At 39.2% G+C, this 12573-nt stretch carries 15 protein-coding genes; 9 read left to right on the top strand and 6 right to left on the bottom strand.

The genetic code is table 11. The features are described 5' to 3' along the window. Nucleotides 1-92 precede the first annotated feature (92 nt). The 5 genes from IGL13_RS12580 to rpsN form a co-directional block, all read right to left on the bottom strand. Nucleotides 93-1628: a zinc ABC transporter substrate-binding protein AdcA gene (locus tag IGL13_RS12580; protein WP_002387410.1), complete on the bottom strand. Its 1536-nt coding sequence runs from the start codon at nucleotides 1626-1628 to the stop codon at nucleotides 93-95. A gap of 20 nt (nucleotides 1629-1648) precedes the next feature. Next, nucleotides 1649-1771 carry a putative metal homeostasis protein gene (locus tag IGL13_RS12575; RefSeq protein WP_002383181.1) on the bottom strand — a complete coding sequence of 41 codons (123 nt, stop codon included), beginning with the start codon at nucleotides 1769-1771 and terminating at the stop codon, nucleotides 1649-1651. 34 nt (nucleotides 1772-1805) lie between these two features. Beyond that, on the bottom strand, nucleotides 1806-2780 hold the full coding sequence (locus tag IGL13_RS12570; protein WP_002367488.1) for a CobW family GTP-binding protein: 975 nt from the start codon (nucleotides 2778-2780) through the stop codon (nucleotides 1806-1808). Between the two features lie 15 nt (nucleotides 2781-2795). Then, complete coding sequence (gene rpmG / locus IGL13_RS12565) at nucleotides 2796-2945, bottom strand: 50S ribosomal protein L33 (protein WP_002354818.1); 150 nt, start codon at nucleotides 2943-2945, stop codon at nucleotides 2796-2798. 110 nt (nucleotides 2946-3055) lie between these two features. Further along, complete coding sequence (gene rpsN, locus IGL13_RS12560; RefSeq protein ID WP_002354822.1) at nucleotides 3056-3325, bottom strand: 30S ribosomal protein S14; 270 nt, start codon at nucleotides 3323-3325, stop codon at nucleotides 3056-3058. Between the two features lie 200 nt (nucleotides 3326-3525). On the opposite strand from rpsN, the gene IGL13_RS12555 reads away from it, so the two are divergent. The 8 genes from IGL13_RS12555 to lrgB all read left to right on the top strand — a co-directional run bounded on the left by IGL13_RS12555 (nucleotide 3526) and on the right by lrgB (nucleotide 10329). Then, entirely contained in the window at nucleotides 3526-3924 is a 399-nt protein-coding gene (locus IGL13_RS12555) for an OsmC family protein (protein ID WP_002401676.1), read from the top strand. Nucleotides 3925-4286: 362 nt separating this feature from the next. Next, nucleotides 4287-5009, top strand: a complete 723-nt coding sequence (locus IGL13_RS12550) for an ATP-binding cassette domain-containing protein (protein ID WP_002378838.1) — start codon at nucleotides 4287-4289, stop codon at nucleotides 5007-5009. Next, nucleotides 5006-5677, top strand: a complete 672-nt coding sequence (locus IGL13_RS12545; RefSeq protein WP_002368484.1) for a methionine ABC transporter permease — start codon at nucleotides 5006-5008, stop codon at nucleotides 5675-5677. Before IGL13_RS12550 ends, IGL13_RS12545 begins: the two co-directional genes overlap by 4 nt. Before the next feature lie 12 nt (nucleotides 5678-5689). Beyond that, the gene (locus tag IGL13_RS12540; protein ID WP_002354826.1) at nucleotides 5690-6508 is read left to right on the top strand and encodes a MetQ/NlpA family ABC transporter substrate-binding protein; all 819 of its coding nucleotides are present in this window, start codon (nucleotides 5690-5692) and stop codon (nucleotides 6506-6508) included. Between the two features lie 91 nt (nucleotides 6509-6599). Continuing rightward, a complete protein-coding gene (locus IGL13_RS12535) occupies nucleotides 6600-8369 on the top strand; it encodes a sensor histidine kinase (protein WP_002354827.1) in 1770 nt (589 codons plus the stop codon). Beyond that, nucleotides 8350-9078 carry a LytR/AlgR family response regulator transcription factor gene (locus tag IGL13_RS12530; protein ID WP_002354828.1) on the top strand — a complete coding sequence of 243 codons (729 nt, stop codon included), beginning with the start codon at nucleotides 8350-8352 and terminating at the stop codon, nucleotides 9076-9078. Before IGL13_RS12535 ends, IGL13_RS12530 begins: the two co-directional genes overlap by 20 nt. A gap of 151 nt (nucleotides 9079-9229) precedes the next feature. Continuing rightward, nucleotides 9230-9649: an antiholin-like murein hydrolase modulator LrgA gene (gene lrgA / locus IGL13_RS12525; RefSeq protein ID WP_002354829.1), complete on the top strand. Its 420-nt coding sequence runs from the start codon at nucleotides 9230-9232 to the stop codon at nucleotides 9647-9649. Then, complete coding sequence (gene lrgB / locus IGL13_RS12520) at nucleotides 9646-10329, top strand: antiholin-like protein LrgB (protein WP_002365411.1); 684 nt, start codon at nucleotides 9646-9648, stop codon at nucleotides 10327-10329. Before lrgA ends, lrgB begins: the two co-directional genes overlap by 4 nt. A 188-nt stretch (nucleotides 10330-10517) precedes the next feature. Here the strand turns inward: lrgB and IGL13_RS12515 are convergent, their stop codons facing one another. After that, complete coding sequence (locus tag IGL13_RS12515) at nucleotides 10518-11063, bottom strand: cysteine hydrolase family protein (RefSeq protein WP_002378837.1); 546 nt, start codon at nucleotides 11061-11063, stop codon at nucleotides 10518-10520. Between the two features lie 165 nt (nucleotides 11064-11228). On the opposite strand from IGL13_RS12515, the gene IGL13_RS12510 reads away from it, so the two are divergent. Beyond that, a complete protein-coding gene (locus tag IGL13_RS12510) occupies nucleotides 11229-12242 on the top strand; it encodes an alpha/beta hydrolase (RefSeq protein ID WP_002370135.1) in 1014 nt (337 codons plus the stop codon). The last annotated feature ends 331 nt before the right edge of the window (nucleotides 12243-12573 follow it).

Raw genomic sequence — 12573 nt, 5'->3', positions numbered from 1 at the left:
AATTCTCCAAAAATTAAAGAACAATTTTCGGAAATTTCTTCTTATTTCTCGGAGTTAAACACTTCTGTCCCGACCTCCTCTCTTTTGAATGCTTAATGCGCAATCATTTCTTGGGCAATTTCTTGTTTGCTTAAGTCGCTTGGATAATACGTTGGCCAGTTGTCCATTTCATTGAACAGACTTTCTTGGCTATCGCCGCCGAAGAAGATGTGGAAATGAGCGGCTTTCGTTGGTGCGATGTTGTGGTCGCTAAATTGGACGTATTTAAACCGCCCAGCATTGGCATCGTCTGTTTCAAAAAGGAAACGGACGCCACGGTTGCCTTTTGCATAGTTTAAAATTTTATAACCGGCTGCTTTATAGGTGAATTTTTGTGGTTTGCCATTGACCAGAAATTCAATGGTGGAATCAGTGATGTTGATGTGGTCGACATCGGTTTGATAGCCGGCATCATAGTAGGTTTTGTATTCGGCTGGTGTTTTATCTTTTTTCAGTTTCGCTTTGTAATCGAAGACTTGGTCTAATGTGCCATCTTTTAATAAAGGATAGACGGATTGCCAATTTCCAGCGTAATCTGTCAGTGTTCTCTCAGCCACCTCACTGTCTTTGAAATATCCGTTAGCCACGGTTTTTTCTGTTTTTTCAGAGGTTTCTGGCTGAACCTCTTTCCCGGCTGTATCTGTTGTTTTTTTCAAAGCAGTTAAGTTTTCTTTCATTACAGAAAGATAATCTTCGCCATTGTCCATTTGTTTTTGTGTCAAACTTTCTAGCGGGTTTAGGACTTCCAATTGAACATTTGCTTCGTCAGCTAACGTTTTAGCAATTTTATCGTTGGCATTTTTTTCAAAATAAATATAGCGAATTTGATTGTCTGTGACATATTTTTTCAACTCTGCCAAGCGCCCTGCTGTTGGCTCTTGTTCAGGTGTTAAACCAGCTATTGGTACTTGTTTTAAGCCGTAATCTAAGGCAAGATAACCAAATGCAGCATGTTGGGTAACAAAACTTTTTTGCTTAGCGTCTTTCAAAGCTGTTTGGAACTCTTTGTCTAAGGCTGTTAATTTTGTTAAGTATTTTTCTGCGTTTGTTTCAAATGTTTTGGCTTTTTTAGGGTAAAGTTTGACTAATTGTTCTTTGATGTTTGTGACTTCTTGGATGGCACGATGAGGCGAAACCCAAGTATGCGGGTCTAATTCATGGTGGTGGCCTTCTTCGCCATGTTCGTGGTCATGGTCGTGTCCGTCTTCGTCACTGCCGGGAAGTAAGACCATGTTTTCGGTACCTTTAATGACGTTCGGGGCTCCTTTTTTCCAGCCTTTAGCAGCTTTTGGTACCCAAGATTCCATATTTTCATTGTGGTAAACGAAAACATCCGCATCATGGATGGTAGCCATATCTTTGGCGGATGGTTCATAATCGTGAGGTTCAGAACCAGCAGGGATTAACAATTTGACGTCTCCTTCATCGCCTACAATATTTTTAGTGAAATCGTACATAGGATAAAAAGTCGTGACAATGGATAGTTTTTCTTTACCGTCAGCGGTTTTATCAGAGGTGTTTGTTTTGCCGCAAGCGCCGAAAAGGATTAGCGATAAGGCGGCTAACAGGGGAAGAGTAAATTTTTTCATAGGTGTGCTCCTTTAGTGAATTACGCAATTTTCTTTTGTTTATTGCGCTTATGTTCTTTAATGATTTTAAGTGCGCGTTTTCGTGTTTTGATGTTGGGACTTTTCAGTCGACGATAAGCGCTAGATAAGTCAGTTTTTTCCATTATATATAGGACCTCCATTTCGTAAAAAAATAATTTACGGAGTAGCTATTTTGTTGAGGGTTTGAAAGGTTTCTTGAATTTTTTTTGTCTCTAATTCTTTGCCAATCAGAACAATTGTCGTTTCTTGAGGGGGTTGATTCGTCATTTGAAAGGCCACTTGCTGGTTGACGCCTTGCATGGCAATGGCCAAGTCATGCTCCTGTAAGGCGAGAATCCCTTTGAAACGGTATAACTTTTCCTGATGTGTATACATTAACCAATCAAGCCAACGAGTGAAAAGAGGTTCGTTGAGGGCTGAGGACGCCGTTAACGTGAGGGAGTGAAAGGTATGGTGATGATGCTCGTGGGCGTGCTCATGCGGGGAATGAGTCATTTCGTGTTCTGTAAGTGTTGCCGTAAACTTATTTAATTGAAAAAAGTCACTAGCCAAAAGAGGCTCGTTGGCTTGAAAGGATAAAATATCAGCAAAAGGATTAATGGTACGAAGGGTTTCTTGGAACGTTGGTAGCTGAGTGCTGTCTGCTGGTTCCTTGACAGAAAAAAAGAGGCGATCTGCTAAGGCCAGTTGTTTGATGGCTTCGGCTTCTTGAAGCTGTTGTTGCCAATGATGCCCATCAACGACCGTTAAGAGACTGTCTATATAGAAATGATTTTTGATGTGCGGGGTCGTTAAAATTGTTTGAATGATTGGTTGCGGATCAGCAATGCCCGTTGTTTCTAAAATGACTTGGGCAATGGGTTGTTGTTCTTCTTGATACACTTCTAAGATTGCTGATAAAGAGGCAAGAAGATCTCCTCGTAAGCTGCAGCACATGCAACCGTTATTTAATTGAATAATTCGTTCCGTGGTTTGTAAAAGTAATGCGTGGTCAACGCCTGTTTGACCAAATTCATTTTCAATAATAATAATTTCTTCTTTAGGAAACGGTGACTGCGCAAGCGCATGGTTAATTAAGGTTGTTTTTCCTGCGCCTAAAAAGCCAGAAACAATGGTGATTGGAATGCCCATCAAGTTTTCCTCCTGTTATTTGACTTCAGTGAAAAGTGCGCGGCGCCGTAATTTTGGTGAATATTTTTTCAGCTGTAATTTTTCTGGTGTATTTCGTTTGTTTTTACTTGTTAAGTAAAGGCGCTCGCCAGTTTCAGCGCAAGCTAACGTAATGGTTTGGCGCATAGTACCGTCCTCCAATTTGATTTTTTTAATTGCGTATAAAAGATAAAGGGGGCTGCGAGGTCAGCCCAAATGCGACTGTCCTCGCTAGTTGTCTTTATCGAAATAATGAGTTACCAGCTTGCTTTTTTGACGCCAGGAATCAAGCCTTGGTGAGCCAATTCACGGAAACGAATCCGAGACATGCCAAATTTACGCATGTAGCCACGTGGGCGCCCATCTGTTTGATCGCGGAGTTTTAAGCGACTTGGATGAGCATCTTTTGGCAATTTGCTAAGACCTTCATAATCGCCAGCTTCTTTTAAGGCTTGGCGAATAGGCGCATATTTTGCAATCATTGCTTGTTGTTTTTTTGCTTTAGCAATTTTTGATTTTTTAGCCATAAGGCACTTCCTTTCTTTTTGGATTTATAAAATCTAAATCGTAATGGTTACGATTTGAACGGAAGTATATTATCAGGTGTTGCGTTGTTTGTCAAGTGAGAATTTTGTTTTTTTTAGGACTTGCTAAGTTGAGAAGTTAGAAATGTTTGTTTTAGCGCTGTTTTGTAGTATCTTTTAAGAAAGAGTAAAAAGGAGTGAAGATGGCAATGGTAGAACGTTTGACGATTATTCGTGGTGTGGAAAAATTTGAATTACAAACGAAAACAGCGCACTGGGTGTTAGCAAAAGAAGAGGGATATTCGCCAGTTCAAATGCTCGTTTCGGCAATTGGCGCTTGTGGGGGATACGTATATCAATCCGTTTTGGAAAATTCGCACATTCCCTTTGAGTTTGAAAAAATAGAAGTCACGTATTCAAGAGAAGTAGAGAGACGCGCACAACCATTAAAACAGGTGACGATTCTCTTTTATGTGTCTGTTCCAGAAGACTTTCAAGCACGGGCGACACGGTGTTTGAAGCTTGTCTCCCCAAACTGTCCAGTGATTCAATCATTAGCTGAAAGAATTACTGTCGAAGAAACAGTTGTATTTAAAAAGTAAACCATTAGAGACATTATCGTTACGAGCGCTTTTCCCATTTTGGATGCCTCGTTTCTGAGAATGTCTTTTTTTAGTAGGAGCGTGGGGAAATAGCTGTAGAAACAGGAAATTTTTAATTCATTTGTACAAAATAATACAGACAAAAAACAGATAGTGTTTTTTTCACAAATAAAAAGGTTGCTTTTTTTTCTGTTTTAGTAGATGATGTAAGTAGTTACATCTCTGATATAACGCTGTTTTTCGAAACGTGTGTTATTTTTTAATTCGTAATAGTTTTTTTAAATCGTTTCACAGAATTACTTTAATTGTTATACAGTTTTTTTAGTTGTTATAGTTTGTTTGTCGGCCTTTAGGAGGTAATCATGATTGAGTTAGTGAATGTGTCGAAAGTCTATCAAGAGACACACGCGTTAAAAAATATTCACTTTTCTGTCCAACCAGGAGAAATCGTTGGGATTGTTGGGAAAAGTGGCTCTGGCAAGTCCACGTTGTTACGTTTGTTGAATTTAATGGAACAACCGAGTGAAGGGGAGATTCGTATTGATGGCAGAAATGTTCAAACCTTCTCTAAAAAAGAAGTTCGCCAGCAGCAACAACAAATGGGGATGGTGTTTCAGCATTACAATTTGTTAGAAAATTTGAAAATTTATGATAATGTTGCGTTGACTTTGAAACTTTTAAAAGAGAAACAGCCTGAAAAAATTGAGCGTTTATTAACGTTTGTTGATATGGCCCATAAGGCAGAAGCGTATCCTGCTCAGCTTTCTGGTGGGGAAAAACAGCGTGTCTCTATTGCTCGAGCGTTGAGCCGTAATCCAAAATGGTTATTATGTGACGAGGCAACGAGTTCATTAGATGAAGAAAATACAGAAAGTGTCGTTCGACTATTACATAAGACGCATCAGGAATTCCGGCCGACTATTTTCTTTGTCAGTCACGAATTAGAAACCGTGAAGCGCTTATGTAATCGTATCTTAGTGATGGAAAAAGGTCAGCTAATTGGCGAATTTCTGAATAATCCTCAGCAATATGAGGAAGAACCGCTTTCCTATTTAGAAAAAGTGGAAAGGAGTTTGCGTCCATGACTTTTTCAGAAACCTTTGCCGAATATTGGCCATCTATGCTGGTTGGTTTAAAAGAAACAGGGATTATGATGTCGATTTCGATGGCTATCTGTTTGCTTGTTGGCTTGCCTTTAGGCTTAGGACTATTTTTGGCTAATCCGAAAGTCAAAGGGCATCAACCTTGGCTGTACTGGGTTTTAAATTTCATTGTAACTGTTATTCGCTCGTTTCCTTATTTATTATTTGTGATTGCGTTGATTCCAGTTACTCGTTCTGTTTTAGGAAAGGCGTTTGGCCCAATTCCTTCATCTGTGCCATTGAGTATTGTTGCGATCGCGATTTTTGCTCGCTTGGTTGAACAAGTGCTGTTGGATGTTCCAGAAGAAATTTATTTTTTAGCTAATTCGTTAGGTACCTCGAAAGTCCAATACATTTGGCACTTTTTATTGGTGGAAGCACGTAGCGGATTGGTCCTTGCTTACACAACCACGACAGTGAGTATGGTTTCATATTCCACGGTGATGGGTGTTGTTGGTGGCGGCGGGATTGGCGATTTTGCAGTTCGTGTCGGCTATCAACGGTATGAATACGGTATTATGTATGTTGCCATTGTGATTATGATTGCACTGGTCTTCATTTTACAAATGCTTGGGAACTTCATTGCCCAAAAACTAGACAAAAGAAAGTAGGAGGACAAAAGAATGAAGAAGTTTTATTTAGCAACATTCGCTGTTATTGCAACAGTTATTTTAGCTGCCTGTGGGGGAAATAAACAAGCAGACCAGAAAGAAGACAAGGAGATTACCGTTGCCGTGCAATTGGAATCTTCAAAAGATATCTTGGAGATTGCCAAGAAAGAAGCTGAGAAAAAAGGGTACAAAATTAACATTATGGAAGTGAGCGACAATGTTGCCTACAACGATGCCGTGCAACATGACGAAGCGGATGCTAATTTTGCGCAACATCAACCTTTCATGGAAATGTTTAACAAAGAGAAAAAAGCTGATTTAGTGGCTGTGCAACCGATTTATTATTTTGCTGGTGGTTTCTATTCAAAAGAATATCAAGATGCGAAAGATTTACCTGAAAATGCCAAAGTGGGGATTCCTAGCGATCCAACCAATGAAGGTCGTGCTTTAGCAATTTTAAATGCAAACGGCGTGATTAAATTAAAAGAAGGTGTCGGCTTTAACGGCACGGTGGCAGATGTCGTGGAAAATCCTAAAAACATCACTTTTGAAAGCATTGATTTACTGAATTTAGCTAAAGCCTATGATGAAAAAGACATCGCTATGGTGTTCTGCTACCCAGCCTACTTAGAACCTGCTGGTTTAACAACGAAAGATGCGATTTTGTTAGAAGATGAAGAAGCAAGTAAACATTACGCATTGCAAGTTGTGACACGTAAAGGCGAAAAAGATAGCGAAAAAATCAAGGTTTTAAAAGAAGCGATGACAACAAAAGAAGTTGCTGAATACATCAAGAAAAATTCTAAAGGTGCCAATATTCCTGCGTTTTAATGAATAGAAAAAATGAAGCCTCTTTTTTGAGAAGCTTCATTTTTTTCTTTTCCTTGATTTATAGTATAGTTAATAGGAAGGAGGTGCCGGTGTGGTCGAATTATTTATTTTAATGATGGAACGGGTGGGCTTAATTATTTTACTGGCCTTTCTTTTAGTGAATGTGCCTTATTTTAAGCGTGTTTTATTAAGTCGTGAAAAAATGTCTTCAAAAGTTCAATTGATTTTGATTTTTGGTTTATTTGCTATTATTTCTAATTTTACAGGTATCGAAATCGCTAAGAATCAGATTGTTCCCAATAATTTACTAACCTATTTAAGCAGCAATGCTTCCATTGCGAATACGCGTACGTTAGTAATTGGCGTTTCTGGATTAGTGGGTGGTCCGATTGTCGGCAGTGCGGTTGGTTTAATTGCTGGCTTTCATCGGGTTATTCAAGGCGGGGGGCATAGTTTCTTTTATGTGCCTGCTTCTTTAATTGTTGGCTTAATTGCCGGTTTTTTAGGGAGCCGCATGGCAAAGCAAACCGTTTTTCCGTCTGCCGGCTTTTCTGCCATTGTCGGAGCGTGCATGGAAATGATTCAGATGATTTTTATTTTCTTTTTCAGCGGTGATCTATCGGATGGGGCCACGTTGGTTCGTTTTATTGCGCTGCCGATGATTTTGTTAAATAGCGTAGGAACGTTCATTTTTATGTCGATTCTAACGACGACATTGAAACAAGAAGAGCAGGCCAAAGCGGTTCAGACGCACGATGTTTTGGAATTAGCAGCGGAAACACTGCCATATTTTCGAGAAGGCCTCAATAAAAATTCCAGCAAAAAAGTTGCGGAGATTATTAAGCATTATACAAAAGTCAGTGCGATTAGCATGACAAACAGTCATCAAATTTTAGCTCATGTTGGCGCAGGAAGCGATCATCATATTCCAGAGCTAGAAGTCATTACAGAGCTTTCTCGGGAAGTGTTACGGACGGGCCGAATGACCATCGCACATGCCAAAGAAGAAGTCGGCTGTTCGGACCCTAATTGTCCGTTGCAAGCGGCGATTGTGATTCCATTATTTTCCCATCAGCAAATTGTTGGCACCTTAAAAATGTATTTTACGGATCCAGCGCAGTTAACGCATGTCGAGGAACAGTTAGCAGAAGGTCTTGGGACAATTTTTTCTTCACAAATTGAATTAGGGGAAGCGGAAGTACAATCAAAATTACTTAAAGAAGCTGAAATTAAATCCTTGCAAGCGCAAGTGAACCCGCATTTCTTCTTTAATGCCATCAATACTATTTCCGCATTAATGCGGAAAGACAGTGAAAAAGCGCGGAAACTATTGCTCCAATTAAGCAAATACTTTCGAGGTAACTTGCAGGGAGCCGTGCAAACTACGATCCCAGTTTCACAAGAACTAGAACAAGTAAAAGCCTATTTGTCATTAGAACAAGCACGGTTTCCGAATCGTTATCAAGTAACATTTGACGTGGAAGAAGCGGTTGCTTCAGAAAAAGTACCGCCGTATGCGATTCAGGTGTTAGTGGAAAATACCATCAAGCATGCATTTGGCAGCCGGAAGGAGAACAATCAAGTTCGGGTAGTGGTCAAAGCAAAACAACATAAATTACATGTGGATGTGTATGACAATGGGCAAGGGATTCCTGAAGAACGCCGCTTGCTATTAGGAAAGACGACAGTGACTTCGGAAAAAGGCACCGGCACGGCACTGGAAAACTTGTCCCGCAGAATGGCGAACCTTTATGGATCAGAAGGTTGTTTTTTAATTGAAAATTTAGAGACAGGCGGGAGCCATGTTCATTTAGAAATCCCGATGGAACAGGAGGAATTAGATGCACGTATTAATCGTTGATGATGAGCCCTTAGCACGAGAAGAATTGAGCTATCTTGTTTCCCAACATCCGCAAGTGACGAGCGTTGCAGAAGCGGATTCTGTGGCGGAGGCAATGGAAGAGATGATGGATCAAAAGCCAGATTTGTTATTTTTAGATATTCATTTGACCGATGAAAGCGGGTTTGATTTAGCGGAAAAATTAACCCATCTTAAAAAAGCGCCCTACTTGGTCTTTGCAACCGCCTATGATCAATATGCGTTAAAGGCCTTTCAAGTGAATGCAAAAGATTATATTTTGAAACCTTTTGAAGAAGAAAAAATAACACAAGTCATTGAAAAAGCATCGAAAGAAATGGCTCAAGCTGTCCCAGAAAACACTGCTGAAAAAGGACCAAAATCTGAAGCAATACCTATTCAAGGGGAAGACCGCATTTATCTTGTGGCGCCAGAAGATATTTACCTCGTTTCTGTCGAAGAACGGCAACTGAGCATTTTTGTGGATCAACAGGTCTACAAGATGACAGGGACCCTCAACAGTATCGAACAAAAATTACCTGCCACGCTCTTTATTAAAACGCATCGAAGTTTCATCTTGAATCGAACAAAAATTCAAGAAATTCAGCCGTGGTTTAATAACACGTTGCAAGTAATTTTAACCAACGGCTCAAAAGTACCTGTTAGCCGTTCATACGTCAAAGAATTTAAAGAAAAACTTGGCTTAAGTTAAAAAATCACCACTTGAAATGTCGAATGCATTTCAAGTGGTGATTTTTGCATTTGGTGAAGAAATTCTGGCATTTCATGAAAAAAAGCCCTTAAAAAAACGTTTTCTTTATATACTTAACCCATAGAAAACAGACAAAAGGGAGCGAAGAAGAATGGAAAAGAAAGTATATTCATTTTTACAACAAGCAGCAGTTTTTGCCATTATTATGTTAATCGCCAACGGCTTGGCGTTCATTTCCCCAATACCAATGCCTGCTTCAGTAATTGGCATGGTGTTATTGTTCATTGGTTTATGTACAAAAGTTGTTAAATTGGAGCAAGTGGAAGGGCTAGGTAATAGCTTATCAACGGTTATTACATTTTTATTTGTTCCTTCAGGGATTTCCTTAGTTAATTCTTTAGGGATTATGCAACAATTTGGCGTTCAAATTGTTTTTGTTATTTTAGTAGCGACACTAGCGTTACTAGCAACGACTGGTTGGACGGGCGCCTTTTTATTGCATATGAAAGATGCTCGAAAAGAAAAAGAACCCGCAGCAACGAAGAAAGCGAAAGGAGAGGTTCGCGCATGAATCCGTATGTTGGCATTATTATTTCATTAGCTGTATTTGGCATAGGTACTTGGTTGTTTAAAAAAAGCAAAGGTTTCTTCTTATTTACGCCATTATTCGTTGCGATGATTTTAGGCGTTGTCGTTTTAAAAGTAACAGGAATTAGTTACGAGCAATACAATGAAGGTGGTAAATATATCAGCTTCTTTCTAGAGCCTGCGACAGTAGCGTTTGCGATTCCTTTATATAAAAAGAGAGACGTGTTGAAAAAATATTGGTTAGAAATTTTAACGGCGTTAACAATTGGTTCTTTTGGTTCGCTAGTGGCTGTTTATTTTGCAGGAAAAGTGATTGGCATGGATAATCATTTAGTGGCCTCAATCTTACCACAAGCTGCTACAACAGCGATTGCCGTACCTATTTCTCAAACTGTTGGCGGCATTGCTTCCATTACGGCGTTTACCGTAATCTTCAATGGTGTACTAACCTATGCCTTGGGTCGAATTGCATTGAAATGGTTTAAAATTAACAATCCAATCGCCAAAGGTTTAGCTTTAGGTGCGGCCGGACATGCCCTAGGTGTGGCAGTTGGCATAGAAATGGGCGAAACAGAGGCTGCTATGGCTAGTATTTCTGTCGTAGTGGTTGGTGTAGTTACTGTTTTAGTAGTTCCTTTCTTTGCAACGGTCATTGGTCTATAAAAAAGTGGGATTCCTCACTTTTTTATGAGTAGCTAATTTCTATCAACGAGCAGTCTCTGCTTATTCTGTTCCCGCCGTTTATCAATTTTTAAGCCTGGGACAAAAATCCAAAGTGATTTTTGTCCCAGGCTCTTTTGCGTTGTTCACAGGATTTTTTGAATATAGATAGGTCGGATTGACCAGTCTTTTTATAGAATGGTTGCTCCTAAAGTTTGTTTAAAGTGGCGTAACGCCCATTCGTGTCCTTGTTCATCAAAACTAGCAACGGCGCGTTCAGGAATCATTAATTGATAGCCTAAATTATAGGCATCGACAGCCGTATGCAACACGCAAATATCTGTACAAACACCAGTTAAACAAAGCTCTGTAATTCCTCGTTCTCGTAATCGAATGTCCAAATCTGTACCACTAAAAGCAGAATAGTGTCGTTTGTCCATCCAATAAACGCTTGCCTCATTTTTGTGAGCTTGATAAAAATCATCTAGCGAGCCAAACAGATTACGCCCGTCAGTTCCTAAGACATTGTGGGGCGGGAAAAGTTTATTTTCAGGATGATAGCGATCTAGGGGGTCATGCCCATCAATGGCAAAAACCACAAAATCGCCATTGTCAAAATAGTGCTTTGTTTGTTGAACAAGGGCCGTTTCAATAGCTTGTCCAGCGGCACCAGTGGTTAGTTTTCCGTCTGTGGCGACAAAATCATTCGTATAATCAATGGAAATCAGAGCTTTCATTTGGCAACCTCCTAAAGGTTAAAGTCATTTTGTTCATTTTACAGCTTTTAAGAAAGCATTTCAAATGATAAAAGTACATCAAATTCTAAAAAAGCTGTTTCAAAATAAACGCTTTGGCTAAAAAACATGCTATAATTTTGCTACAAATTAAAGCAGGTGAATAGAGTGAAAAGAAAAATCGTACGTTTTATCCTTTGGTTGTTAGGAATCCTTGTGGTTATTTGCTTAGGCGTGTTTCTCGCCTTTCAATTATCTCCTAAGCCAGGCGCTTGGGTCATCAACCAGTTATTCGCAGGTGAAGTTGAAATAAAAGATTCAGCTTCCTATGATAAAGCATTGCCCAATGTCCAATTGCAAGAAAATCAAACATACCCTTCTTCAAGAAAAAAGAATACCTTTGATTTGTATTATCCCCAAACGTCAAAACAAGCGGTACCAGTCGTTTTATGGGTCCATGGTGGTGGCTATGTGGGAGGAGATAAGTCTGGGATGAAAGAATTTGCGACACGTTTAGTGGCTGATTCCTCAGTTGCCTTTATTTCAATGAATTATGAATTAGCACCAGATGCACCTTATCCAAGCCAGCTCCAGCAGGTCAATGAACTTGTTCAATTTTTGTTAGAAAAGAAACAAGCGTATCCCATGTTAGATTTATCTAAGCTTTTTATTGGCGGGGACAGTGCGGGTGCACAGATTGCTCTACAATATGCAACAGTTCAAACCAATGCCAACTATGCCAAAGAACTAGGGATGACTGCAGCATTGCCGGCTAGCCATTTAAAAGGCACGCTCTCGTATTGTGGTCCGGTGGATTTGAAACAAATGGCCAACCAACAAAGTGATAATCGTTTTATGAAATTTTTCGTTAAAACAGTGGCTTGGTCCTTGCTCGGCACTAAAGACTGGCAGACGAGTGCGGAACTGCAAGAAGTGAGTTTAGTGGATAAAGTCACCAAAGAATTTCCCCCGACGTATCTAACAGATGGCAATAGTTTTTCATTCCAAGAGCAAGGACTAGCCTTGGTTCAGCGGTTAAAAACTTTAAATGTTCCAGTTTCAGCTCTCTTTTTCAAAGATAAGAAAGCAACGATCACCCATGAATATCAATTCGACTATCAAACAAAAGAAGCTAAACAATGTTACCAAGAAACAGTCCAGTTTGTGAATACGTATAAATAAACAGAGGCCTTAGAAATATTTCTAAGGCCTCTGTTTATTTATTTTTGTCATTTTTTTAGCTGGGAAATATGTATAAATTAAACAAAAATGTTTATTTAATGATGTTTACATGAGAAAAAATCCGTGCTATACTACGAACTCGTTTGTTAATTTTAATGTTAAAAACAACGTTTTTGTTATTTTTGTGAACAAATTAACATTTTTATCTTACAAAAACAGCAAAAAATTCGTTTAGTTAACAAAAAGAAAATTAAAAAATAAATTTTTTTTTTGAAATTAAGAAAATATCTTTAAAAAAATCAGAAGAAAACTTCGTATACTTGAGCCATAG

The sequence above is a fragment of the Enterococcus sp. DIV1937 genome, assembly GCF_050535975.1.
Taxonomy (GTDB): Bacteria; Bacillota; Bacilli; order Lactobacillales; family Enterococcaceae; genus Enterococcus; species Enterococcus faecalis.
The sequence above is the reverse complement of the archived record's forward strand: the minus strand, read 5'-3'. Positions and strand labels throughout refer to the sequence as shown.